This window comes from Bacteroidales bacterium, from assembly GCA_023229505.1.
GTDB lineage: Bacteria > Bacteroidota > Bacteroidia > Bacteroidales > JAGOPY01 > JAGOPY01.
The window spans coordinates 15989-41721 of record JALNZD010000009.1 but is presented as its reverse complement, the minus strand read 5'-3'; the positions used below and the strand labels follow the sequence as shown (position 1 = coordinate 41721).

Here is a 25733-nt window from a genome sequence, read left to right as displayed (position 1 = left end):
GGCTGGGAAGCTTGGAAGCAGGAAAGCAGGGGAATGCAAAATGTAACTGGTTTAAACAGGAACTGCCAAAGAAGATTTTAGTAATAAAGCTCCAGCTTTCTGTATATTATATTCCCAGGCTAATTCTTTCATTACGTCTGATACATATTGCAATTTGCTCGCTCTGTATCCGTTTGTGCCGGAAAATGCAAATCCTTCCGCCATTTTGCCCCGTGCTGAATTAAACAAAACCTGGGCAATACAATAAGGAGCCTGTTTAAAATCACACGAACTTAGACAATGCCAGGTACATTTAAAAGGTTTGGTTTTACCCAATCGTATTTGTCCGACAAAATCATTATAAATAACACGGCCGGGTAATCCGACCGGACTATCAATAATAGTGATATCTTCTTTTTTACAAGCGAGATAACTCTCTTTAAAGGCTAAAGAGGCATCGCACTCATGGGTTGTAACAAAACGGGTTCCCATTTTTACTCCCTTTGCGCCAACCTTCATAATGTCATAAATATCATAACCTGTATAAATGCCTCCTGCAGCTATAACCGGAACCTCTTTCGCAAATTGCTCTTCAAAAGGCTTAATTATTTTTACAGTCTCTTTTATAAGTGTAGCGAGAGGCACAAGATCTTTTTTCAACTCTTCTTTTTTGAATCCAAGATGACCACCCGCGAGAGGCCCTTCAATAACTACGGCATCGGGAATACGATTATATTTGCTTGACCAATACTGGAATATCAGCCTGGCAGCTTTTGCTGATGATACTTTTATTGCCAATTTGGTATGATGACTATCAATTCCCGAACTGGCAATCATAGCAGGGATTTTCAAGGGCAATCCGGCACCCATAATGATGATATCAATTTTCTCTTCAAGAGCTACTCTTATCAGACCCTCATGATCAGTTAATGCCATCATTATATTTACTCCCAATATACCCTTGGTCAGACTTCTTGCTTTCCTTATCTGGGTTCTTAAAGCCCGTTTATTGGCTTCGAGAAAATTTTTCATATAATCGGGCTCACTCATTCCAATTCCTGCTGCTGAGATTACACCAATTCCACCTTCATTGGCTACAGCTGCGGCCAAACCCGATAGTGATACTGCAACACCCATGCCTCCCTGGATTATCGGAAGCTTCACATGCATATCACCTATTTGCAATCCTTGCATAATTGTTTTTATAAAATTTATCCAAAATTATTGCTTTATATGCCAATTTCTGAATAAAAGGGTCGAACAGGTGTTAATAGGTGTTAAAGGATATTTTAGGGGTGAACGAATCAGTTTTAGGTGCCAGTGGATGCGAATGTTCGCCCTTCTTAAATTAATTCCTGTAGTTTGCTTGCGAAATTTTTCGAAACGGGAATCGGGAAATCAATGTATTCAAAATAGAGTTTATAACCATGTAAATTCCCTTCAAAACGGTCAATGTAATTGATATTCACTATAAATGAACGATGACATTTTACAATAAATTTATGCTCCTTTAAAAGTTCTTCTGCATAAGCCATACTGCAGCGAACCATTTGATTTTTTACAGAATCTCCCTCTTTCCAGAAAACCTCAATGTAATTATTGGCAGAACGAATAAACAAAAGCAAACTAACTTTTATTGCCAAACTATCTTTTTGGTAATCGGAATTAAAATATATGATTTCCTCCTGTCTCAACTTACTGTCTTTCAGTTTTTTATTTATATCGCCAGCCAATTTCAAATGCGAACGGAGCATTTTATTCTGGTTAATAATGATGAGACCTGAAATAGGGATAATAGCTGTTAATATCAGCTTTATCACCATATCGAAATCAAATTTCAGCACAGCAAGCGTTTTGCAATAAAAGAAGTAACCGGTTAATATGGTGAAGAGTATCCATAAATTCCAGAATATTTCCTTTTTGATATTCCATATTGATGAGGAGAATATTTTTGGAAACAGGCTGGGAATGAACAGCAAATTAAGACTTAGAGCTACAAATGTGATAACCCCAAACCCAATTATTAAATAGTATTTCTCAGGTGTTGGCAGTAAACTTATGTCAAAAGGCTGAAGAAGCATTAAAAACAATAAAACTCCAACGCTAATAAAGAAAATTATTTTAGAATTATGCTTTAAATCATCGTTGAAAGGATAAGGTTTGTTAAACAGGTTCTGCATAATTTGGGTATAGTTTATTTAAAAAGATAAAAGTAATTTAAAAAACCGACGTCTTTCCGAAATCAGGGCCTTTCATAAACAGTGAAATTCCGTTATCCCCCTTTCAGTCTGGCTGATCATAGCAAATCAGGAATTAAATCAGCCTGTAAATATAAAACAATATGGAAAACGGGCCCGGTATCAAACCAAACCCGCTTTTCAAATTTTAAGTTTTGAATTTTAAATTATGATTTTTGAACTTTGAACTTTGAACTTTGAACTTATTGTACCACAATCTGCTGCCTGCTCAGCATCCTGTCATGTGAATCACTTACGACCAGGTAATATGTCCCTCCGGGGAGAGTGCTCAGGTTGAAGCTTTTCTGATAAAGCCCCACTGGAATACTTTCCTTGCTGTCCAGGATCTGGTTGCCACCCGAAGTACTGATCTGTAACCTGATTTCCTGTTCTTTCCCCGAATGTAACTGGAAGGTAAATACCCCGTCATTCGGGTTGGGGAATAGTTTTACGCCGGAAATGACATTTTTATCGCCAATTCCCTGTGAAGAGTAGACATTAACAGCATATGACTGGGAGTAGCTGCCTGCACCGCAATCATTCTTACCTTTTACCGATACATGGGCTGTCCCGGTGAAACCTGATGACCAGGTCACCTGTGCTGTAGTCCCCGTGCCGGAAATACTACCGGCTTCAGCGGGTTCCAACCGCCATTCATAGGAGGTGGCATAAGTACTGGCCGATGAAGTGAAATCAGATGACGGGTTCAGGAAATTATCCACCGAAGATGGCCCGGAGGTGATTTCCGGTGCTACCGGCAGCGGGTCCATGGTCAGAACGATAGTGTCGCGGTTGGAACAATCGTTCATATCTGTTATTTCCACCCAGTATTCCCCGGGCTCGCCGGTGTTGATGGAAGAACTGGTTTCACCCGTACTCCACAAATAAGAAGTGAAACCGGTGCCTCCATTGAGCGTAACAGAAGTGCCTTCACAGAATGTCTGATCATCACCGAGGTTCACTAACGGTTGCGGAACCATGGTCAGTATGATAGTATCGCGGTTGGAACAGCTATTCGCATCTGTCACTTCCACCCAGTATTCCCCGGGTTCATTGGTGCTGATATTATAACTGGTAGCGCCGGTATTCCATAAGTAGGATTCAAAACCGGTGCCTGCATCAAGCATAACGGACGAACCTTCACAGAAATTCTGATCGGCGCCCAGGCCAATCATCGGAAGCGGGTTGATGATAAATGCAACCGAATCCCTTTTGGAACAGCCATAATCGTTTGCCACTTCTACCCAGTAGATACCGGCGTCAGTCACGGTTATTGACTGGCCTGTCTGGCCATTGCTCCACAAATAGGTTGCAATGCCTGCCCCGGCATCGAATACCGCTTCTCCGCTTTCACACACTGCCACGTCTTCTCCAAGGTCGATTTCCGGCAGATTGACCACGGTAATGGTTATCTCATCTGTCAGGATTACATTGCCATCACTGACTTCCACAAAGTAAGCCGTAGTTACAAGCGGAGCAACCAGCGGATCGGATTCAGAAGATGTAAATCCGGGAGGATCAGAAGTCCATGAATAGGTGAAAGTTCCGGAGCCGCCGATAATATTGGCATGCAATGTAGTCGAGCCGCCGAAGCAAATGCTGTCTTTGTCTGCTGTTACGGTAACAGATACCGTTTCAACATGCATGGTAACGGGGACAATGATTTCGCTGCTATCAGGGTCGTTGCTGAAAATGGTGTAATTGGCATTGTAAGTTCCGACACCAAGCCCGCTTGCATCGAAATTAAAGGTGATATCCTGGCTTTCTCCCGCCTGGATGGTCCCTGCCATAGGACTGGCAGAAACCCAACCCAACACGTTGATGGAATAATCCTCCACTTCGCCGTTAGTAGCAAGTCCGCAAGGGCTGAGGGTCCCGCCGCGTTTGATCCTGATCCGGAAGCGCGTGGTGCCGTTTTTGGCATCATCCGGAACGGTAATGGTGGCGGTATAAGGTCCCGGGCCAGGCGAGCCGCTGACCGTAACAGGTGGATCGTCAAGGAAACTTTCGTTCTGGTTCCAATCGACCCAGATGCCGCATACATCTTCAGGGTAAATGTTTGTACTGTTATAAACCGTAATATCAACAGATTCTCCTCTTGATAGCAGGTAGCTCAAACCGGTGAAATCTTCATAACCATTACAACCAGAAAAGTTGCTGACATCGCCATATGTTACCCCACTGATGCTTTCACCGCAGCCGCCGATCCCATTACAGTACGCTTTGGTGTCACGAAGCGCATCGCCGGGCAAACTGAAGCCTGACTCGTATTCCAACGGAAGCTCGCCTACGTTTGATAATCCCATGACGACAGAGGTGCTTTCTTCCGGTAAAACAAAAGCTTCAATAGCTTCCGGCTCCACCTGTGCCTGGGCATTGCCCCACTGAACATCGGCAATAGCCGGTGCTGATTCACCTTCAATAGTATAATATGCCGTCACCGAGTACCGATAATTGCCATAAGCAGGAAGAACATCGTAATAAAAGGGAAATGTGGTCGTCCCGATAAGCTGAAGACCCCGGTAAATGTTATAGTGGTCAAATGTCGGACCGATATTATGGGTCCAGGTCAGGTTAACGGCCCCGGTTTCTTCATTTAACTGGGCAATGAGGCCAGACGGTGCTACCATCGTGCTGGTTTCATAGGGTGACGTATAAGTCAATGCTGTACCGGTCCGGTTATCGGTCCATACCGGGTAAACTTTACCGTTCCTGGCCGATATTCCAAGGTAGTCTCCCATATACTGACTTGCAAGCCCGGGGATAGGGGATGGCGTAAAGGCAACATCGCTGACCTTAAAATCTTCCCATGTATCTCCTCCGTCATATGAATTGCCGCAAAACGCTTCCACCTGGGTACCTCCAACATTACGGTCATCATACCATATCATGCTCAGTGTTCCTGTTGCCGGATCAGAGGTAATCCAGCCGAAGTAATGTTTCTTGCCCTGGCCGGAGGGATCCTGGTTTACACGGACAGGATCTGACCAGGTAGTCCCGTTATCTTCAGAACGGATCATGTAAATATCTGCGTCATTACCACTATTAATTCCCGGGTAACCTATATTAGTCCAGGTGACATATAAATTTCCCCGGTTAGGCCCGGTACTGATGTCGGCTGCCATGACTGGAAAAGAATTGACCCTCATAGTTTTACCAACACCACTGCTGCGGATACCCCTGATATTATCGATAATACGGAATGATTCATAGGTCTGCCCGCCATCGAAGGAACGGGCCAGGCCAATGGCATCTTCATCAGAAGGCCAGCTGTCGTAAATGGTGAAGGCGGCATAAACCTCACCATTCGGTCCGGTCTGGATATTCACGCCCTGCGAATGGCTTCCGGCATTAATGATTTGGCTGACATTGATGACCGGGCTCCAGGTATCCCCGTCATTGGTGGAACGGGAGATTTCAATATCGTTATTATTTGAACCTCCGAAAGCTGTCCAGGCGTTATAAAGGTTGCCTTCGTATGGACTGGTGGGACTGTTATCGATCCACAGATGGTTTTTATCCAGTCCGCTGCCTCCCGGGTTATTTGCACAAACTACAGAGATCCACGTTGAACCCTGGTTGTCTGAATGAGCGACAGACATTCCGTATGAGTTATTGATAAAGCCAACATGGTAACGTCCATTTGAGCCGATGGCAGTAGTCGGGTCGCCGGAATTGGATACACCGGCTCCCAGGATAGAGCCGCCCCAGGTTTCGCCCCCGTCAAAAGAGTATAAATAGTCAGCGCCGTAAAAGGTGATGTTGCCACTCGGCTGGTTCGTGGAATTATTCGAATTGAGGGGATTATTATCATCATTCGGGTTTACGAATACGGAATTCTCGCTTTGGGAAGTGTTTCCGGAGATGAGCAGGACATCAGGAGAGTCCTCTGTGATGACAGAAACCGCGCGGATCTCACTACCGGTGTATATAGCAGGGGGAGCACTTCGTTGCGGGTTAGGCATGGTCAGGCCATGTTCGGCAGCAGCTTTCCAGTAACCCAAATTATCAACGCGGGTATTCAGTTTATCGAACAGTAATGGCCCCTGGGCCAATAGTGTGATGCTAAGGAAGCTGAAAATCACAAACGAGCAAAAGATTTTTAAGGTTTTCATATTGATTGTATTATATAAGCACAAAATTAATCAATGTTTAGCTGATAATTTTTAGAAAGAATAGATTGATCTGCAAAAATGCAAGAATATTTTTACGGGAACTTCAATCAAAGTGTAAAATGACAAAGACGCTGAGATGTCATCTCGTGGCATTAAACCACTTGCACTTCAGCGTCTTAACGTCTTTGCGATAAAAGCAAATGACCTACCGCATACTATTTCATAATAATCCTTCCGTAATAAACCACGGATTGGGATGATAATTTCAAAGAATAAACTCCTTCTGATAGTTGCCCGAGATCCAGGGTTACATTGTCGCCGGCGGTGATCGTTACGCCCGTTTGGCTATAAACCGTTGATCCTTCTGCATCTGTAACTGTAAGGTCACCGGTGAAGGTCTTTTGCGAAGGCAACCTGACAGTAACCTTACCGTCTGCAGGATTAGGATAGATGATGAGTTGCCTGTCCGTGGAAATTTCATTCAAACCTGCCGAGGAATAGATCTCAGTTGCAAAAGCATCCGAAAATTCACTGTTTCCGCAGTCATTCAAACCCATGACAGTTATCAGAACAGAGCCTGTGTAACCGGCTGTCCAGGCGAATTCACCGTTTGTGCCGGTGCTGGAGGTAGTGCCTGCTTCAGAAGGAGTAACAGACCACTGGAAAGTTGTGACATATGGATCTTCTGCACAGCTATAGGTTGAAGAAGTGGCGTTATAATTATCCACTGTAGCGGGACCGGAAGAAATCACAGGTTTTACCGGGAATTGAGTGACTATAAGATAGAGGGTATCTAACCTGGCACAACCAAACTCATTGGTGACTTCCACCCAGTATGCTCCTTCGACCGCCGTTTCAATCGACGTAGTCGTTTCACTTGTATTCCACAAGTATGAAGCAAAACCTTCTCCGGCTGATATCACGAGGCTTTCACCCTGGCAAATAGCAGTATCGGCTCCGATATACACACTGGGTAAAGGATTAACCTGTATGGTGATCTGATCCCCAAATGTCAAGAATCCGTCGAAAACTTCAAGGAAATAAGTGGTGGTGACATCCGGCGTAACAGTGACATTGGCCTCACCAGAGGTAAATCCTGCCGGATCGGAGGTCCATGTATAGGTAAAAGTACCTGAACCGCCAATGACCTCAGATGTAAGCTGGACACTTTCGCCCAGGCAGATAGTCTCCTGATCGGCACTGACGATTACTGCTACTTCAGCGACATGCATGGTAATAGGAACTGTGATTTCCGGATCGTCCGGATCATTGCTGAAAACATTCAGTTCTGCAGTGTAAGTTCCGAGTGCCATGTTAACGGCGTTGAGGGTAACGGCGATTTCCATGTTTTCACCGGCAGGTATGTTTCCTGAAACCGGGTCGGCAAACAGCCAGCTTGACACGTTTACAGTATAATCCTCAACTTCACCGTATGTTAACGCACCGCAGGGTATGGGCGATTGATAATAAACGATACGGGTGCGGAGACGGGTTTCCCCGGGCATTGCTCCGACAGGCGGTGAGATTGTAGCAGTATAAGGACCAACACCAGGAGAACCGTTCATCGGGATTGATTCGTTATCATCAAATACCTCATTCTGGTTCCAGTCAATCCAAAGCCCGCATTGGTCTTCCGAATAAATCGGGGTACCATTTGTAACGGTAATCTGGTAAGAACTTCCAACCGACATAGTAGTGGACAGGTTAGTATAATTGCCATAATTAGTGCAGTTACTCAAATTATCGATCTCGTTGAGCTGCACCCGGCTGATGTATTCATCACAGCCCCCGGTTGCTCCGCAATAAGCCCTCGCATCGACGGATGCGTCTGATGGAATGAACATGCTGATATTGTAGCTCATTTCAAGCTGGCCGATATTGCTGATCGTGACCATCCGTGTGACGGAACTGTCAGGTTGAAGGGTTTCCTCTATTTCTAAAGGATTAACACTGATTTGAGCATCGCCCCACTGGACACTTGCATTGGAAGAACTTGATTCACTGCCATCTGAATATTTGGCAGTTACTTTATAAAGATAAATGCCATAATCCGGCAGTTGATCATTATAAACCGTATCATAGGTTATGCCGATGGAATCTACTCCCCGGTATATCTTAAAATAGCTGAAATCTGGCATTTCATCGAACCTCCATTGCAAGTCGGTAATGCCGGTCTCAAATGTTACTTCCGCAGTCAGGTTCGTTGGTTTGCTAAGCGGGTTGGTCTCATAAGGGGAAACGTAGGTCATAGCGGAACCGGTCCGGTTGTCGGCCCAGGCGGGATAAACCCATCCGCCACGGGCACTGATTCCGAGGTAATCCCCCATGTAGCCATCAGCCATATTAGGAATTGGACTCGGGGTAAAAGCAACATCACTGACCTTGAAATCTTCCCAGGTTTCTCCGCCATCACTGGAATTGGCACAATAAACTTCGCACTGGTATCCACCCACGTTACGGTCATCGTAGAACACCACACTCAGCATGCCATTTTCAGGATCACAGGTAATCCAGGGGAAATAATGCTTGCTTCCCTGGCCGACAGGATCCTGATTGACCCTTACCGGGGTGGACCAGGTGACACCAAGGTCTTCAGAACGTGACATATAAACATCAACATCATTGCCGGAATTAATCCCCGGCACACCCACGTTCGACCAAACGATATATATATTTCCATTGTATTCATTGCCGCTGATATCGCAAGCCATGCTGGGGAAAGAATTGTTCCGCATGTTTTTGTTTACACCGGTGGCCCTGATGCCGCGTATATTCTGGATAATACGCGTTGCAGGCTCGAAGGTAGCCCCTCCGTTAAAAGAGCGGGCAAGACCGATCGCAGTTTCATCTGTCGGCCAACCGTCATAGATGGCCCAGATTACGTAAACCTCGCCATTAGGGCCGGTATTGATGTTTACCCCCTGGCAATGGCTGCCTGCATTCACAGCGCTGCTTACATTAACAGGGGTTGACCAGTTTACTGCGCCATTAATTGAGCGTGACAAAGCTATATTACCATCGGCAAAGCCACCAAAATCGGTCCAGGCATCATACAAATAATTGCTGTAAGGACTGATAAGGCTGTTGTCAACCCAAAGATGGTTTTTATCGAGACCTTCGCCACCTGCATTTGCTACATTGTAAACAGTAAAGTACCCTCCCTGGTTGGTTGATTTAGCCACGGACTGTCCGAAACTAGACGTGATAGCTCCGACATAATAAGCGCCATCCAACCCGATCAACGCTACCGGGTCGCCCCAATTATAACCACCGGCTCCCTGGACTGTCCCGCTCCAGTTTAAGCCTCCATCTTCAGTTCCCAACCAATTGGCACCATAAATGCTGCCGTCAGAAGGGTTCGGGGTCGAATTGTTTGAATTGATAACCACCAGGTTATCATCCGGATGAACGAAGACGGAGTTTTCACTCTGGGTAGAACTGCTTGTCGCTACCGCTACATCGGGTGAATCGTCAGTGATTACACTGAAGGCCCGGATCTCGCTGCCTACATATACTGCCGGCTTTACCGGGGTGACGGGATTAAGTCTGGCAAGCCCTAATGCTGCCATCTTTTTCCAATACCCGTTGTTGTCAATACGGGTATCTACTTTTTTCGCGCGTTCGGCATCTTTCTGATGCTGTGCTTCCTTTTGGCCGAAAACATAGCCGCTTGACAGGATCAGGGCAGCTAAAGTCAGGATGTAGAATTTTTTCATATTTAATCGTATAAAGTCTGTTGGTTTAATTATGGATATATTAATTCTTTACAAAGGTAAAACTATTCTATCAACAACAGTTTTCCACCCTGAATTTTAGTTACGGAATTAAGCCTATAAAATGAATACAGAATACAGAAGACAGAATACAGAAGACAAAAGACGAAAACAGAAGACAGAAGACAGAAGACAGAAGTCAGAAATTTGGAATTTGGAATTTTGAACTTTGAACTTTGAACTTTGAACTTTGAACTGAATCAGCTGTATTCCTTCACCTCGACCTCGCCATGGAGGGCTCGCCAGGCGTTCATCGCAAGGGCTTCCATTTCATTCTCGCCGGGATAGATAAAGAATGGCCCGACCCAACCGGCATATTCCCGGAGTTTGTCGACGAACCATGTATCGTAGGCAATGCCACCGGTGATGAGTATGCCGTCGACTTTTCCTTTTAAGACAACCGCCATGGTGCCAATGAATTTAGAAACCTGGTAGGCCATGGCTTCATAGATGAGGGTGGCGTGCGGATCGCCGCTTTTCACGCGCTGTTCCACTTCATAGGCATTGTTTGTTCCTAAATGGGCAGCAAGTCCACCCTGACCGATCAGCATTTTGGTAAATTCTTTCTCGGTATATTTTCCGGTGTAGGCAAGTCTAACCACATCAATAACAGGGACACTGCCTGCGCGTTCCGGGGAAAACGGCCCTTCCCCGCCGATGGCATGGTTCACATCGACCACCCTTCCGTTTCTATGGGCGCCTATGCTGATACCACCTCCGAGGTGAACTACGATCAGGTTCAGCTCTTCATATTTTTTCCCAACCGCAATGGAATGCCTTCTGGCTGTCGCTTTCTGGTTCAGCGCATGGAAGACTGATCTACGCGTAAAAGCCGGATGCCCTGCAATATGGGCGATTTCGTCCATTTCATCGACCACCACCGGATCGGTGATATAAGCTTCGGCATTCGGAAATTCTTTCGCCAGGTCTTCGGCAATGAAACCGCCAAGATTGCTGGCATGCTCTCCCACCGGGCTGTTTACCAGGTCGTGCTTCATCTTTTCATTGATTCGGTAAACACCGGATTCGATCGGATGGACCATCCCGCCCCGGCCCATGATCACCCTGACTTTATCACGTTCGAGTTTGGTTCCGTTTAATCTTTGCAGGATAGCCTGCTTCCGGAACTCAAACTGGTCTGTGATCTTTTCATAAGGAGCTAATTCCTCCGTGCTGTGCTTGATGTTCTCTTCAAATATGCACTCCTTGTTCCGGTAAACCGCGATCTTGGTCGATGTCGACCCTGGATTGATAGCGATAATGAAAATATCTTCCATATAATGACTATTTACGCAATAGCAGCCGCCAGCACGATGCTATCCAACTTCGACTCTTCCGAGTCTGAACGGGATGTAAGCACGATGGGTGCGCGGGCACCAAGAACGACAGCGGCTACCTTTGCTTTAGCGAAGAAAACGAATGCCTTGTAAAGGACATTTCCGGATTCAATGTCGGGCAGGAGCAGCAAGTCGGCATCGCCTGCCACTATGCTCTTGATCCCCTTATGTTTGGCGCTTTCGGCGCTGATGGCGTTATCAAAAGCCAACGGACCGTCGATGATGCAATCCTTGATCTGGCCACGCTCGGCCATTTTCGACAGCAAAGCTGCGTCTATCGTGGCCGGCATGCTTTCATTGACCAGCTCGACTGCTCCCAGGACAGCCACCTTCGGTGTTTCTATGCCCAATTTGCGTAAGAATTCCACCGAGTTGTTGATGATTCCGATCTTTGTATTCAGGTCGGGGGCAATGTTCATGGCCACATCCGCAAGCGAGATCAGCTTATGATGATAAGCCTGCACCTCGAATATAGCTATATGTGAAATGACCTCGTTTTTCCTCAATCCCCATTCCTTGTTAAGGACGCCTTTCAGAAGGGTTGCCGTCCCAACATTGCCTTTCATCAGGATATCCGCTTCCCCGTAATGCACCAGTTTAACAGCCTTGGCAACTGCTTCAGCATCATTTATTTCATTGATGATCTCAAACTGGTTCAGATCGATCTTTTTATTCTTTTCGGCGATCCTTTTAATTTCCTCTGCATTTCCAACTAAAATGGCATCAATGTATTTTTTCTTGACCGCAGCATTGACTGCTTCCAGAGAATGTTCATCATGAGCTACCGCCAGCACTAGTCTTTTCGTCTGTTGTTTCTTCCTGACAATATCATGAAGATCTGATAATTTCTTAAGCATTTTATTATTATTTTATTGAAAATTAATAAATTCGATAGCTATTGTTAAAAAAATAACAGTGCAAAAGTACAAAAAAAGTTGGAATATAAAATTCCAGATTCCAGATTCGAGTTGACAATTGACAGTCGGCAGTTGACAGTTTTTGTCTTCGGATTCCTGCCTACTGTCTGCTGTCAACTGTCAACTTCTCAGCGGGTATAGTAAACAATCATCTCCTTTATTGCTCTCTGGCAAACAGGGCAGAAGTTATTAAATCTGATAAAATTCATAGAGCAGTCGATGTAGGGGCGGAAAACACCTTTTTCCATATAGCCTGCTCCTTCATAAATACCTGTCTTTTTTTTCCATTCATCGGTTGGAGGTGTTGGCACGGGCGTGTCAGCAGGAAGCATGTCCTTCCATTTTGCATCAAAATTTACGAGGGTTGTGATATTCGGTTCCCAGGGTTCTTTATCGAGAGAATACACATCTTCCGTTGCTGAGCCTGCACCGCTGTATTCATCGCCAAGACCGGCAAAGGAATGACCAAATTCATGTGTAAAAACAAACCCTGAGTTCTCATTGTCAACGGTAGAAATAGCATAAAAATTATAGATGCCACCTCCTCCATACCGCGGATGGTTAACAAGGATGATAATCTGGTCGTATGGCACACTGGAGGCTACATCCCTGACTTTTTTAAAATCGGTGGTCATAAGATAGCGGTCAGATCCGAAGGTGTAAAAGCTTGAATTCAGTAAGGTGCTTCGGGATATAGTATCACCGGGATTATCCGTTCCTGATTCTTCTGAAGGGGCGATAACGGCCCGGATATTAACTTTCTTGATAAACTGTCCATAAGGATCAGTCTCGAATAAATATCCTGTGAAACGTGAGCAATCTTCCAGGAATTCAGGCAATTCCGCACGCGTATAACCTTCCGGAAGAAAGATCAGGTCAAGCTTATTCTTCGGACTGCCCGAACGCAGGATCGTCTCGGCGGGATAAGTATTTCCAGTTTTGATTTTAAAATCATCCTTCTTTGGATTGATAAATGATTCATATCTTTTCACCCAAATCATATCTTTTCCTCTGCTGTAATACTCAAGCCTGACGGTTTTTTTTGGCAAAGGCATCAGAATGCTTTCCGGGAAGTTACCGCACTGCGATTTTGCCTCCTCCGTAGCTTGGTATTCAATGAAAAGACTGGAAAACCCTTTGGTGAAAATCAATTTATCAGAAACAGAATCATACACCATTATTTTATCAGCGCCGTAGTCGAACGGATCTATCAGGTTTTTTCTCGGGCCGGCCCATTTCCCTTCGACAATCATTTCATCAGGCATGACGTATTCAACTTCAAAACTCCCCGAATGAAAGTAATCGAAACGGAGTGTCCGGTTTTTAAAGTATCTGCCAAACTGTGCGGTTGATGTGGCTACCAGTGCAAAAAGCAGTATCGTAAAGGTCAGGCGCATAGGTTAACTTTTGGATGGTGAAATTACAAATAGTTAATCAACAGCTGACCAATAATTTCAATATTCAGAACTTCCCGAACTTGAAAGTCACGCTCCCGTTAAAGCCGTTCATCAGGTTCTTCGGCACATAGGCCATATGCAAATTGCTGGTGTATCGGTAAGAAGCCCCAAATGCCACTCTGAAACACTTTATTACGTTCAGTTCGATTTCCACTCCGGGCTCGACAACAAAATAGGAGTCCCAATCATAAGGCTCATCATAATCATTTTCCCAGTTATAATCATGCCAGGTTTGATCATTCAGAACTAAACCACCACCACCAATAAGTATTGGAAATGAAACATGTACCGGAAAATTTGGAGCAACAATCGGCTCAACGAAAAATCCACCATAACCACCCGACAGGTACAATCCATTTTCAGTGATATTTGGAAAGTCTCCTTCAATAAAAACTGAGTTCATAAAGGCTTTCCCGGCAAGCCCGATCGTAACATGATGATCAATCAACCAACCGGCACGGCCGCCAAGAGTCATAACATCCTCTCCATCGATTTGAGTATATCCAACCGAAAGGGCTGCATACCCGCCATGACTGATCCTGTGATCAGTATTCCCGAAAATAGTCTTCATTTCTTTGCTTTTTTCTTCCTGACCATAAGACACCGCAATGATTCCTAAAGTCATTAATCCAATTATTAGTATTCTTGTTTTCATTGTAAAAAATAAATTAAAAATTAAAAATAAAAACTCAGAACTCAGAACTCAGAACTCCCGCCCGACTGAACGTCGTTCGGGCGGGCAGAATTCAGAAGTTATATCTCACATGGAATCCGAAATCCCAGAAATTTGCCCTCAGATAAAAAGGTCCATATAGTTCAAAAAATGGCTTAAAATCGATAGCAAGACTGATAGGAGCGGAATTAAAAAAATATTCCATCCCGATTATGCCATCGAGGCCAAATGCCGGTCCGGTATGCCAGTATTTATTATCATCCATATAATCCTCATCACTGTCGAAAGGATCGTAGTTATAATCATATTCATTCCAGCGGACAAAACCTACATGAGCTCCACCGCCGAAATAGAAGAACATGTTTTCCACCCGGTTTAAATAAAGTGGTTTCCGGACTTCAAACAATCCATATAGTTGCGCCCCGCCATTCCTGAACCCTAGTATGCCTTCAAAAGCAAAGTTGTTTTCCGTAATGATCCTGCCGGTAAAACCTGTAGTATTTCCAAACCTGAACCCGGCCTGTTTTTGATTTTCCTGCGCTTCTGCCAGTGAAATCAACAAAGCCAGGGCAATTATCATGAATATTCTTGACGTTATCTTCATTTCTCTCATGTAATTATTAAGTAATTTATTAAGGATGAATTACTGCCCCTGAACCGGTTATATCAGTATCTATATCCGGGGACCCCATAACATAAACATCACCGCTTCCTGAGATTTTGACATTAAGGTAATCCTCGACAGTCAGATACATGTCTCCTGACCCGGAAATTTTAGCATAACACTCTTGGAGCGTCAGGTCATAAGCATGGATAGAGCCAGATCCGGAAATATGAAAATCCCCATTGTTTGCAGTGCCCCAAACCTCCATTTCACCGGAGCCGCTGATATCAGCATTCAATTCATTGCAGACCAGGCCTAAATCTATTGAACCGGAACCAGAGATGGAACATGTTACGTCCTCGGCTGTACCGGAAAAGAATATTTCTCCGGACCCTGAAAGATGGATTTCCAGATCTCCGGTAACAATATCCTCTGCGTGCATCAATCCTGAGCCGCTGAGTTTTACTTCATCGAGCTCATTGGTATGAACATAAATTTTCATCGGGTAATTGTTCCTGAGATCGTCCTGGGTATCAATCACCAGGGCAGATCCCTGGATGCGGGTCCTGATCAGGGGAATGAGGTTTGATTCGGCTTCAATCATCACTTCACTCAAACCGTCCTGGATTATGTAAACATCAAAACTACCTTCATTGATCACCCTGTCAAAAGCAGTATATTGACGGGTTTCGGTTGTGACATCATAGTTTCCTTCCACATGGCGCCAGTGATCATAGCATCCGGTAAACATGAGCCCGGTCATCAGAAGAAAGAGCCCAGGCATGACATTTTTTGTTTTCATATATTTTGACATGATTATTAATTTTAATGTTAAAGACAAGATGATTTCTCGAAGGTTACATTTTTCAAAAATATTTATGACCCCATTAAATAAATTTTACCGGATTTAATATGGATATTTACAGGAACCTTTGATTTAACAGGGTTTCCAGCTGTAATTACCGAGCGGAAGGTGTCATCAACGCCATCTACCGGATCCTCCTTCTGTGAGAGCAGGGCAGTCGAGGAAATGACCTGTGAATGGTCATCCCTTATGATATCAAGCTCATACAGGTGTTCGTCATTCAGGTATAACGTAATATCCGAATATTGAGAGAAGAAATCCATGCGAAGAAAAGTTTCTGAGATATCAAGGAGTTTAAAATCACCGTAATTAGTTTTAAGATTGATTTTCGACGTTGCTTTATCAAGGCTCAGGTAGGAGAAAAAGACATCACCCGTCAATTCTGCGGCTGATTTGATGTAATAACGGTCCCGTTTTGAATCCAGGTGAAGTTTTTCACACGAATTAAGATACAGTTTGGATGAACGGGTTTCAAAATTGATCTCACCCGCTTTTTCAAGGTTGAATTCCGCATATCCAAGCGAAATATTCGCGTTGGTGATCTCGTCAATGCTCACATTCCCGAACTCGATTTTAAGCCTGGCCGGGCCACTGAAAGTATGTGCCTTCATATCACCGTTAGATAAATTGATATCGACTCTACCGGTATGATCCGTGGTGTATATGTTTCCAAACTTATTTTCGATCCTGATGTCGTTCCCGGCAGGAAAATAAACCGTGTAATCGATCCGTGTACTGGTTCCGCTGCTGAAAATCGTACTGGCAACATCTGCCATTTCGCTCCAGATAGTGTTCTGCCCTTCGAAAACAGTCTGGGCGATCACGTAATAAGCTGTCGCTTTAAAATCGAAATCGATATAATCAAAGATCTTATCGGCTTTAGCTTGTTTATTGGAGGTTACGGAAAAATCAATCTCAAAAACAACGGAATCTTTTTCCCATGGAATCAGATGAATATCCCCGTATTTGTTGATCACCTGTACCTCCACGTTCGAGGCGATCCTGTATGCCTCCCTGAGTGTCCGGCTATTCTCGAAAGTCTGGCCGGTCAGCGAAAAACTAATGGCCAGGCAGGCGGAAATCACCAGGTATTTATAATTCGATAGGTGTGTCTTCATGGCTTTTTTCATTTTGAGATTCGTTTGATTGTTTTAGCTGAAGCAGCATTTCTTCCAGGATGTCAAGCTTCAGGCGGTAGTTCTGGATCATGGCTTCTATGACTTCTTCATTGTCTGCATTATCTTTCAGATCCTCCTTCAATTCTGTAAAAACCCTGTCAAGTTCAACCATTTCAAGGTTTATTTCACGGCGCACTTCCGGATTGGATGCGGTCAGCCGGAATACCTCTTCTTTTCTCATGTCGATTTGTGAAGTGTAATAGGCTTCCGCTTCGATCAATTCCCTTACTATCGGTGAATTAACTTCAGCATTTTTACTCATGAGGTTCTGGGACGATTGTTTCCGGGATGCCATGTAATCGTGGAAGTAATAAGATGCCACGAAAATAGCAGCCACAGCCGCGGCTTTCCAGGCAATATCTTTCCAATTAATCCGGATCACAGGCGCTTTGCCTGTGTCAACCTTCTCCCATAAGGCCGGGTCGGGTTCCTGATCATCGAATTGCCCGCGATGATCAAGGATATATTTTTCTAATTCGTCAATACTCATAAAACCTGTGTTTTTAATATTTCTTTAATTCTTTGTTTAGCCCGCATATACTGCGTCTTTGAATTTGATTCACTGATGTTCAGGATTTCCGATATCTCCTGGTGATCATAACCTTCAAGTAAATAAAGTGAGAAAATCATCCTGCTTCCTTTAGGTATCCCCTCCATTGCTTTCTTGATTTTATCCGGAGATAACCCCATTTCCTGTTCATCCTGGAGTTCTTCTTCCTCTTCAAAAGGCGACATATCATCAAAGAACTCTAACTGGGCTTTCTTTCGTTTGATCTCGTTGATACACTTGTTGATCACGATCATTTTCAACCAGGCCCCGAATGTAGATTCGTGGCGGAAGCTGTCAAGCCGGCGGAACGCCTCTGAAAATGATTCCTGCAACATGTCTTCAGCTTCGGATTTGTCGTTCATCATTCGATAGCAGATGTTGAACATGGCCCTGGCATACATCTTATATAGCTGGTATTGAGCCTGCCTGTCCCCTTTTTTGCTGCGATCTATGATATCTCTGCTGATATCCGTCTGCTCCACTTCCGGTTTCCTGTTTGGATTATTCAACGGTAAAGACAAAATAAAATATCTTGGGTTGCATTTTCATTAAAAGTAAAAATTTTTTTTATTTTTGATGATGCAAGTAACAGCATTATTTAATGATTTACAGGCAATTCAAATCTAAAAAATTCATGTACCTGAATCTGAAGAACAGGGACGAATTTCATTGTTGATCATTTCATTCATTGTAAGCAGTACAACTAATCACTAATCCTGCTTCCATTTTCAATTTTCAATTTTCAATTTTCAATTAATCCTCCCATGAAATTGCCTTTTGCTGAATCATATAAGATAAAAATGGTGGAGCCTCTATACCGCAGCTCTAAAGCTGAAAGACAGGAATGGATAAAAGAAGCCAGATACAATTTATTCAACCTTCGGAGCGGACACGTTTTTATCGACCTTCTGACCGATTCCGGCACCGGGGCCATGAGCGACCTCCAATGGTCGGCCATGATGTTGGGTGACGAGAGCTATGCAGGGGCTTCCTCCTATTTCAAAATGAAAGAAGCGATCCAGGGGATCCTGGGATTTGATTATTTTCTGCCCACTCATCAAGGCAGAGCTGCCGAGAATGTCTTATTTTCAGTATTGGTGAAAGAAGGCAATATAATTCCCGGCAACGCCCATTTCGACACTACAAAGGGACATATCGAGTTTCGTCATGCCACTGCAGTTGACTGCACCATAAAAGAAGCATACGATACTTCAGTGTATCATCCTTTTAAAGGCAATATAGACCTTGAAAAACTGGAGGGGGTCCTGAAAGCAAGCCCCCGGGAGAAGATTCCCATGATTATCGTCACCGTGACCTGCAATACACCCGGAGGACAACCAGTTTCGATGGAAAATCTGAAAGCTGTTTCCGCCATGGCTAAAAAATATGGGGTATTGGTTATCCTTGACGGCGCACGCTTTGCCGAGAATGCCTATTTCATAAAAAAGCGTGAGCCGGGTTTTGGGCATATTTCTGTCCGCGATATCGTCAAGGAAATGATGAGTTATGTGGATGCCATGACCATGAGCAGCAAGAAAGATGCGATTGTGAATATGGGTGGGTTCATCGCTTTCCGCGAGGAGGAGCTCTACCGCCAGGCCAGTGTCTTTAATATTCTTTTTGAAGGATATATCACTTACGGGGGGATGTCGGGCCGCGATATGAACGCGCTGGCACAGGGGCTTTATGAAGGGACGGAATTCAATTACCTGGAAACAAGGGTAGAGCAGGTGGCTTACCTGGGTAAACTGCTTTCCGACTTTGGTATCCCGGTGCAGCAACCTTATGGCGGCCATGCAATCTTCGTCGATGCTCGTAAATTTTTACCTAAATTACCGAAAGAACAATTCCAGGCACAGACCCTCGCAGTGGAGCTTTACATCGAAGGCGGCGTGAGGGGCGTGGAGATTGGTACCCTGATGGCAGACCGTGACCCCGTAACACGGGAGAACCGTTACCCGAAGCTGGAACTGATGCGCCTGGCCATCCCACGGCGGGTCTATACCAATAACCACATGGATTACGTGGCTGCCTGCCTGAAAAATATCTGGGACCGACGTGATGAGATCAAAACCGGACTTCGCATTACCCGGGAAGCGACGATTCTGAGGCACTTTACTGTCGAACTTGAGAAATTTTAAATTTAAAATTATTCATTAGTAGTTTTCTTCCACCAGCTCAAAATAAGCCTGCGGGTGATGGCACAACGGGCAGTTCAGCGGTGGTTTTTTTGCTTCATGCAGGTATCCGCAAACGCGGCATTTCCATACCACCTTTCCTTCCCGTTCAAATACCTTTCCTTCTTCCAGGTTTCTGTGAAGCTTTAAGTACCTTTCCTCGTGTACTTTTTCCACTTTAGAAATGAGCCGGAAAGTTATGGCTACTTCTTTAAAGCCTTCTTCCTCTGCGATCCTGGCAAATTCAGGATAGAGGCTCGCCCATTCTTCATGTTCGCCTTCAGCGGCAGCCTTAAGGTTTTCGAGCGTATTACCGATTATACCGGCCGGGTAAGAAGCTGTGATCTCCACCATTCCTCCTTCCAGGTATCTGAAGAACTGTTTGGCATGCGATTGCTCGTTCCCGGCAGTTTCCGTAAACAAGGCAGCGATCTGCTCCAACCCTTCTTTTTTAGCTTGTTTGGCAAAGAAATCATAACGGTTCCTTGCCATGGATTCGCCGGCAAAAGCTTTCAGGAGGTTTTTTTCGGTTTGTGTTCCTTTTATGGATTTCATAAGTTTTGGTTTAGAATGAGAACTTAAAGTTAATGTTTAATGTTTAATTTTGAAGGCATATTGAATAATTTAATATGACAGAAACCCAGAAAACCGGAAGATACCAAAGGATATACGATCAACTTGAAGAATTACTGAAGGACAAACCGAACATGATTGCCTGCATGTCAACTATCGCTGCCGTGTTGCATCAAAAGATGGACTATTACTTCTGGACCGGTTTTTATCTCCTCGACCATGGTGAACTGATCGTCGGCCCCTACCAGGGAAGCCTGGCCTGTATTAAACTGAAGAAGGACACCGGGGTTTGCTGGGCCGGAATAAATGCCGCAGAAACGATTGTTGTCCCTGACGTCCACTTGTTCCCCGGCCACATTGCCTGCGATTCCCGCTCTAAATCCGAAATCGTCGTTCCGGTAAGAAATAGTAAAGACAACATCATTGGCGTGCTTGACGTCGATAGCAAAGAGCATGGCTCTTTCGATGAAGTGGATGCAGAATGGCTGGAGAAAATAGTGGGATTGATTGGCGATTAGAAGACAGAAGAATGGAACTCTGAAACTTGAAACTTGAAATTAGGAACTTTGCACTTTGCACTTTGCACTTTGCACTTTGCACTTTGCACTTTGCACTTTGCACTTTACACTTTGAACTTTGAACTTTGAATTATGAGCCTCCTCCCGCTCCTCCTCATCTCCTTCCTCCTGAGCCTGGTGCCGTTTTCGGTGGCGCTGAACAGCAGTGTTTACCGCTGTATCTTGTGGAAGGAAGCGTTGCGGATAGCATTTGTCTTTGCCCTTTTTGAGACGGTAATGATGGCTGTAGGCTGGGTAATAGGGTTCAGCATAAAGGGATTTTTTCATGACCTGAAAATCCCGGTAGCGGTGATGATAATCTTTTTTATCGGGGCCCGGATATTTGCTGACGCGAGAAGGTTGGGTGCAGCACAGCGGACCATGGCCGTTGAAAGCAGGCGCATATTAATGGGTTTCGCTTTCGTCATCAGCATCAATACCTGCCTTTTGGGCATGGGCCTTGGAATCCTTTATCCTGATATCCTGATTTTGGCGGGATTTGTTTTTGGAATGGTATTCCTGATGACGATCGCAGGCGTGCAGGCAGGCAAGCGGGGCATGATGAATTTCGGTAGAACTGCTGAAACAATTGGCGGCGCTGGACTTGTCCTGATCTGCGTGCTTATTATCGTTCAATACCTGAAAATCTTGTAAATTTGTCACTCAAAACTACAAATATGCCAGTTGTTCGGATCAGTAAAGAGTTCACCTTCGATATGGCCCATGCACTTCTCGGCTATGACGGTCTTTGTAAAAACATCCACGGGCACTCTTACACGCTGGTGGTAACAGTCATCGGTTCTCCCATGCAGGATGATGCCTCCCCGAAAAACGGTATGCTGATCGATTTCAAGGATCTGAAAAATATAATCAAACAACAAATTATTGATCGGTTTGACCATGCACTTGTTCTTAACAGCGCTTCGCCAAAAGACCTGCTGGATATGCTGATGAAGAATTATGAAAAGATCGTCTTGCTGGATTACCAACCTACCACTGAGAATATGATTGCCGATATGGCTGGAAAAATAAAGGATCTTCTTCCAAATAAACTGAAATTATTTGGTTTGCGATTAAGAGAAACTCCCACCTCATCTGCAGAATGGTATGCGGCTGATCAATAGGCAGTTGAACAGTTGGCAGTTGGACAACAGTCAACAGTCAACTGTCAGAAGTCACTGGAAAATCCTGCATCCTGTTTCGTGCTTCACTTAATTATAATCAGCTCCCTGGTCAGGACCGGGGCAGATTTATCAAGAACCGTTACAAAATAAATCCCAGGCTGATAACCTGACACATCTATCTTGACCCTCCAGGTTTCCTTTTCTTCCGTTCTCACTTCCCTGATTTTTTCACCCAGCATATTGTAAATAACAATTTTCAGGGACTGCTGACTGCCTACTGTCAACTGCCTACTGTCAACTATAAAATAAGTCGACGCTGGGTTAGGATAAATCAGCAACTCAGATTCAGGGCGGCTCTCCTTCAATCCCACGACGGTACCCAGCCATTCATTAAAAAGAGTTTGCAATGAATCGATAGGTTCCATGCCTGCGGGTAATGACGGGACATTGAGGTCGCAATAAAAGCCCCCGGCGGTATCTGCAGGTCTTGCCACCCGGATGAAGGCCGAAAGCGAGGAAGTGCCGTTTTCAGTGCAGCGGGTATCGGCACCAATGACTTTGGCTCCCTGAAGTGCAGCCATCATTTTTTCCGCAAAGGAACCTTCAGTATTCAGGAAGCGGGCCTCTATACTGTCAAGGATTTGTTGGCCGAGCAGGATATTTCCCTGGATGGCATAGTTCGGTCCGGTTATATGGTTCTTGTAATTCAAGCAGTTAGCCCCGGTAAATCCCGCCGACCGTGCGTGCCCAAGCGTGTCAAAGTCGACGATCCCATATTGTCTCACGGTAGGGTTATTTTGAGCATCGTGGGTAGAGAGCCAGTCAATAATTTCCAGTGGGCTCATCCCTTCCACCATGCGGGCATGGGCATTCTGCTGGTTGGTCGGATTCCAGTAGGATTGGGTATGGATTGCACCCCGGCCCGGAATGACATCGCTGATAATCAGCGCTCCTCCTTCAATCTGGGTTTCATCAATACAGGAGGCGCCGGCACTTCCGATCTCGCCGGTAATGGTGTCGACTGCTATGATGGAAAAAGTATCCTGGGAATTGAGAACCTGTGACAGGAGGATGAATAGGAGAAAAGTTATATTTTTCATTACCATTGATATTTATATAGCAAAGATAATAAAATCAGAGTGGAAAGATTTCTCAATCGAGATGTCATCTCATTAAAAAGAGACTGCCGGTTAAGGCAGCCTCTCGCCAAAAAAAGTATGAAAAATGACCTAATCCCGAAGGGATTGGAAAGAACTTACTGTACTTTCAAGAACTTGCGGCTTACCACTTCACCTTGTCCGGTCGTTAGCCTGAGAAGATACAAACCAACCGTTAGTGAACCGATGTCGAGCTTTATGCTGTGCATTCCTGTACCTAAGGATAAAACCCGGACATCCATCAATTGACCGGTCTGGCCGAAAATGCTGATCTCCAGGCTGACCGGCTTTCTGACAGTGATGTCAAATTTGGGGTTGTCATTTACAGGATTGGGATAAATCTCACCTACTTTATCCAAAACAACATTTTGTTCCGGCACGCCAAACACTACATAGGCTTCTCCACCGCTGACCTGGACCTGGACGTATGCTTCCGGCTGGTCAGCACTCAGGGTAACCTGGGCCTGGATCGTATGAATTCCCATGATTTCTGCATGTATAACATAAGTGCCATAAGCGAGGTCTTCGAAAATAAATGATCCCTGCTCATCCGAACGTAAATAAGTCAAAGGATTTTTATCTGCATCCATCAGAACAATTTCGACATCATTCATGAACCCTCTTGACCCAAGGTTGGATACCACACCGGTTATGGAACCATTGCCGCTGTCTGTCGAGTCGCCTGTTAACATGAAAATATTGGCAGGCCAGTTCATAAGCGGGAGCCAGGGTGTAGCCTCTTCCCAGTTTAAGGAACTGATGTGATAAGTCGGAATATACTGCCCAAAATAGGCAGACCCCTCTGTCAACTCGGCCTGGATGTAATAAATGCATGAATTGTACATCGAAACTTCCGGGAAGGAATAAAATCCGCCTGAATCAATCGTAGTCGATTGAACTTCAACGACATTTTGCCATGTAGTATCCATGGTCATAAGATGAACTACCGCCTGATCTGCAACAAGGTTATTTCCCAGGAAAACTGATCCATATATATAGAAAGTGGGGATCACTAGATTAATACCCTCGCAATAGTTGGCAGTGCAAGAGTTACCGTCTGGTAAAACAATCGTTGATGTCAGGCATACCGTATAACCGCCGGCCGGGTTTTCCTGGAAAGTATGAGTGATGGTTTGGCCGGTTCCGGTGGTGCCGTCACCAAAATCCCAGGTATAGACCGTACTCGAATCCGGGTAGGTCATTCCATTATTCAGGTAAACAATGCCGGTGAATGTGAAAGTCAGACTGTCAATCTGTTCGTAACTGAAATAAGTGCCGCATCCCTGGTTGAGAGTATCCACCCATACTTCCATTGAAGTCTCGTAGGTACAACTTGTTGCATCTATGGTTTGCAATGTGGTGATATAAATTCCCGGGTAAGGGTATGTATGAGAAACGAACTGACCTGTAGCTGTTACTCCATCTCCAAATTCCCAGTAATATTCTGTTTCATACTGGCTGATAGTATAACCTTCAAATTCCACTGTCAGTCCATACATATTATAAGGTATGATGTAACTTTCGCATTCGCTCGGAGGCGGTGGATATCCGGTAAATACTTCTTCACAGTATGTGTTGGTACACATACTTGAGCTATCTGCAATTGTCAGGCATACTATGTAATATCCTGTATCAGCATAAGTATGTACCGGGTTTTGTAGTGTTGAACTGGTGCCGTCTCCAAATTCCCAGAACCACGAATCCGGAGCAGTGCCATTAGGATTATAACTCATATCCAGGAAGTTGATAGTCAGCACATTCGAACTGTCAGGATAATATGAAAAATAAGCGTAACACTCAGGTTGGCTGTTAAGCCAGACTTCCTGGTAGGAAGTATAAAAACAGGAATCACCCATTGAATCCATGACCATGGTGGATAATCCTACCATATAAATTCCGTTATTACCCTGTCCTGAAGGGAAGGTATGCGTCACGGTCTGTCCTTCGCCTGTTGTGCCATCGCCAAAATCCCACAAATAATATTGCGCACCCGGGCCATTGTAAAGAAATCCTTCAAATGTCAGCGTAAAAGGTTCATTATAATCATAATTATAAATGAAATAATTTTCACACCCGTTCCAACCCCCACCGGTGTTGCACAAATAAAAATCCATTGGCTGCAATGTAGCACCCGGTGCAATAAACTGCCCGTTATATAGGTACTGCCCAAGACATGAATCAAGGGTCATGGCTTGTACATATTCGTACCCTGAATAGCCTGAAATACTGATCACATCTTCATAATATCCCGAATCATCGGTATAAACAGTATCTTGATAAGTAAAACCGCCGTTGGAACTGTCGACTGTGATGATGACTTCCTGATCAGGCACTGGACTGATGGTATTTCCACTGACAAGCATAACGGTTCCGAAAACCGTAACAGTGTAATTTTGAGCGAAAGCCGAAAGACTTATAAAAAGTCCGGTTAGCAGCGTTAAGAAGATATTTTTCATGGAG

At 44.6% G+C, this 25733-nt stretch carries 20 protein-coding genes; 4 read left to right on the top strand and 16 right to left on the bottom strand.

The window, feature by feature from the left end; translation table 11 throughout:
• Positions 1-51: 51 nt before the first annotated feature.
• The 13 genes from M0Q51_05005 to M0Q51_04945 form a co-directional block, all read right to left on the bottom strand.
• Positions 52-1173, bottom strand: a complete 1122-nt coding sequence (locus M0Q51_05005) for a nitronate monooxygenase (GenBank protein MCK9399336.1) — start codon at positions 1171-1173, stop codon at positions 52-54.
• Positions 1174-1322: 149 nt separating this feature from the next.
• Positions 1323-1823, bottom strand: a complete 501-nt coding sequence (locus M0Q51_05000; protein MCK9399335.1) for a LytTR family transcriptional regulator — start codon at positions 1821-1823, stop codon at positions 1323-1325.
• A 596-nt stretch (positions 1824-2419) separates the two neighbouring features.
• Positions 2420-6331 carry a GEVED domain-containing protein gene (locus M0Q51_04995; GenBank protein ID MCK9399334.1) on the bottom strand — a complete coding sequence of 1304 codons (3912 nt, stop codon included), beginning with the start codon at positions 6329-6331 and terminating at the stop codon, positions 2420-2422.
• 215 nt (positions 6332-6546) lie between these two features.
• Positions 6547-10047, bottom strand: a complete 3501-nt coding sequence (locus M0Q51_04990) for a GEVED domain-containing protein (GenBank protein ID MCK9399333.1) — start codon at positions 10045-10047, stop codon at positions 6547-6549.
• Between the two features lie 257 nt (positions 10048-10304).
• The gene (gene buk / locus M0Q51_04985) at positions 10305-11381 is read right to left on the bottom strand and encodes a butyrate kinase (GenBank protein MCK9399332.1); all 1077 of its coding nucleotides are present in this window, start codon (positions 11379-11381) and stop codon (positions 10305-10307) included.
• Positions 11382-11392: 11 nt separating this feature from the next.
• Complete coding sequence (locus tag M0Q51_04980) at positions 11393-12298, bottom strand: bifunctional enoyl-CoA hydratase/phosphate acetyltransferase (GenBank protein MCK9399331.1); 906 nt, start codon at positions 12296-12298, stop codon at positions 11393-11395.
• Positions 12299-12486: 188 nt separating this feature from the next.
• Positions 12487-13755 carry an IgA Peptidase M64 gene (locus M0Q51_04975; GenBank protein MCK9399330.1) on the bottom strand — a complete coding sequence of 423 codons (1269 nt, stop codon included), beginning with the start codon at positions 13753-13755 and terminating at the stop codon, positions 12487-12489.
• A 64-nt stretch (positions 13756-13819) separates the two neighbouring features.
• Positions 13820-14440 (bottom strand): hypothetical protein, encoded by a 621-nt coding sequence (locus M0Q51_04970; GenBank protein MCK9399329.1) that lies wholly within the window; start codon positions 14438-14440, stop codon positions 13820-13822.
• Between the two features lie 121 nt (positions 14441-14561).
• Positions 14562-15092: a hypothetical protein gene (locus M0Q51_04965; GenBank protein MCK9399328.1), complete on the bottom strand. Its 531-nt coding sequence runs from the start codon at positions 15090-15092 to the stop codon at positions 14562-14564.
• A gap of 28 nt (positions 15093-15120) precedes the next feature.
• Positions 15121-15894 carry a DUF2807 domain-containing protein gene (locus M0Q51_04960; GenBank protein ID MCK9399327.1) on the bottom strand — a complete coding sequence of 258 codons (774 nt, stop codon included), beginning with the start codon at positions 15892-15894 and terminating at the stop codon, positions 15121-15123.
• A 74-nt stretch (positions 15895-15968) separates the two neighbouring features.
• Complete coding sequence (locus tag M0Q51_04955; GenBank protein ID MCK9399326.1) at positions 15969-17075, bottom strand: hypothetical protein; 1107 nt, start codon at positions 17073-17075, stop codon at positions 15969-15971.
• Positions 17050-17625 (bottom strand): hypothetical protein, encoded by a 576-nt coding sequence (locus M0Q51_04950; protein ID MCK9399325.1) that lies wholly within the window; start codon positions 17623-17625, stop codon positions 17050-17052. Before M0Q51_04950 ends, M0Q51_04955 begins: the two co-directional genes overlap by 26 nt.
• Complete coding sequence (locus M0Q51_04945) at positions 17622-18206, bottom strand: RNA polymerase sigma factor (GenBank protein MCK9399324.1); 585 nt, start codon at positions 18204-18206, stop codon at positions 17622-17624. The genes M0Q51_04950 and M0Q51_04945 overlap by 4 nt, the downstream gene beginning before the upstream one ends.
• Positions 18207-18449: 243 nt before the next feature.
• On the opposite strand from M0Q51_04945, the gene M0Q51_04940 reads away from it, so the two are divergent.
• Positions 18450-19826 (top strand): tryptophanase, encoded by a 1377-nt coding sequence (locus M0Q51_04940; protein MCK9399323.1) that lies wholly within the window; start codon positions 18450-18452, stop codon positions 19824-19826.
• Positions 19827-19841: 15 nt separating this feature from the next.
• On the opposite strand, the gene M0Q51_04935 is transcribed toward M0Q51_04940, so the two are convergent.
• Positions 19842-20417, bottom strand: a complete 576-nt coding sequence (locus M0Q51_04935) for a rubrerythrin family protein (protein ID MCK9399322.1) — start codon at positions 20415-20417, stop codon at positions 19842-19844.
• 74 nt (positions 20418-20491) lie between these two features.
• Between M0Q51_04935 and M0Q51_04930 the strand changes: the two genes are divergently transcribed.
• The 3 genes from M0Q51_04930 to M0Q51_04920 all read left to right on the top strand — a co-directional run bounded on the left by M0Q51_04930 (position 20492) and on the right by M0Q51_04920 (position 22116).
• On the top strand, positions 20492-20953 hold the full coding sequence (locus tag M0Q51_04930; GenBank protein MCK9399321.1) for a GAF domain-containing protein: 462 nt from the start codon (positions 20492-20494) through the stop codon (positions 20951-20953).
• 132 nt (positions 20954-21085) lie between these two features.
• Complete coding sequence (locus M0Q51_04925; protein ID MCK9399320.1) at positions 21086-21646, top strand: manganese efflux pump MntP family protein; 561 nt, start codon at positions 21086-21088, stop codon at positions 21644-21646.
• Between the two features lie 23 nt (positions 21647-21669).
• Positions 21670-22116: a 6-carboxytetrahydropterin synthase gene (locus M0Q51_04920; GenBank protein ID MCK9399319.1), complete on the top strand. Its 447-nt coding sequence runs from the start codon at positions 21670-21672 to the stop codon at positions 22114-22116.
• An 83-nt stretch (positions 22117-22199) separates the two neighbouring features.
• Here the strand turns inward: M0Q51_04920 and M0Q51_04915 are convergent, their stop codons facing one another.
• Together M0Q51_04915 and M0Q51_04910 are read right to left on the bottom strand one after the other, a co-directional pair.
• Positions 22200-23216 carry a DUF1028 domain-containing protein gene (locus tag M0Q51_04915; protein MCK9399318.1) on the bottom strand — a complete coding sequence of 339 codons (1017 nt, stop codon included), beginning with the start codon at positions 23214-23216 and terminating at the stop codon, positions 22200-22202.
• A gap of 155 nt (positions 23217-23371) precedes the next feature.
• Entirely contained in the window at positions 23372-25729 is a 2358-nt protein-coding gene (locus tag M0Q51_04910; protein ID MCK9399317.1) for a PKD domain-containing protein, read from the bottom strand.
• Between the last annotated feature and the right edge of the window lie 4 nt (positions 25730-25733).

Coding starts and splice junctions, on each gene's coding strand:
- M0Q51_05005 (MCK9399336.1), bottom strand. CDS start 1,173: ATGCAAGGATTGCAAATAGGTGATATGCATGTGAAGCTTCCGATAATC.
- M0Q51_04995 (MCK9399334.1), bottom strand. CDS start 6,331: ATGAAAACCTTAAAAATCTTTTGCTCGTTTGTGATTTTCAGCTTCCTT.
- M0Q51_04990 (MCK9399333.1), bottom strand. CDS start 10,047: ATGAAAAAATTCTACATCCTGACTTTAGCTGCCCTGATCCTGTCAAGC.
- buk (MCK9399332.1), bottom strand. CDS start 11,381: ATGGAAGATATTTTCATTATCGCTATCAATCCAGGGTCGACATCGACC.
- M0Q51_04980 (MCK9399331.1), bottom strand. CDS start 12,298: ATGCTTAAGAAATTATCAGATCTTCATGATATTGTCAGGAAGAAACAA.
- M0Q51_04975 (MCK9399330.1), bottom strand. CDS start 13,755: ATGCGCCTGACCTTTACGATACTGCTTTTTGCACTGGTAGCCACATCA.
- M0Q51_04970 (MCK9399329.1), bottom strand. CDS start 14,440: ATGACTTTAGGAATCATTGCGGTGTCTTATGGTCAGGAAGAAAAAAGC.
- M0Q51_04965 (MCK9399328.1), bottom strand. CDS start 15,092: ATGAAGATAACGTCAAGAATATTCATGATAATTGCCCTGGCTTTGTTG.
- M0Q51_04960 (MCK9399327.1), bottom strand. CDS start 15,894: ATGAAAACAAAAAATGTCATGCCTGGGCTCTTTCTTCTGATGACCGGG.
- M0Q51_04955 (MCK9399326.1), bottom strand. CDS start 17,075: ATGAAGACACACCTATCGAATTATAAATACCTGGTGATTTCCGCCTGC.
- M0Q51_04950 (MCK9399325.1), bottom strand. CDS start 17,625: ATGAGTATTGACGAATTAGAAAAATATATCCTTGATCATCGCGGGCAA.
- M0Q51_04940 (MCK9399323.1), top strand. CDS start 18,450: ATGAAATTGCCTTTTGCTGAATCATATAAGATAAAAATGGTGGAGCCT.
- M0Q51_04935 (MCK9399322.1), bottom strand. CDS start 20,417: ATGAAATCCATAAAAGGAACACAAACCGAAAAAAACCTCCTGAAAGCT.
- M0Q51_04930 (MCK9399321.1), top strand. CDS start 20,492: ATGACAGAAACCCAGAAAACCGGAAGATACCAAAGGATATACGATCAA.
- M0Q51_04925 (MCK9399320.1), top strand. CDS start 21,086: ATGAGCCTCCTCCCGCTCCTCCTCATCTCCTTCCTCCTGAGCCTGGTG.
- M0Q51_04920 (MCK9399319.1), top strand. CDS start 21,670: ATGCCAGTTGTTCGGATCAGTAAAGAGTTCACCTTCGATATGGCCCAT.
- M0Q51_04915 (MCK9399318.1), bottom strand. CDS start 23,216: ATGAAAAATATAACTTTTCTCCTATTCATCCTCCTGTCACAGGTTCTC.
- M0Q51_04910 (MCK9399317.1), bottom strand. CDS start 25,729: ATGAAAAATATCTTCTTAACGCTGCTAACCGGACTTTTTATAAGTCTT.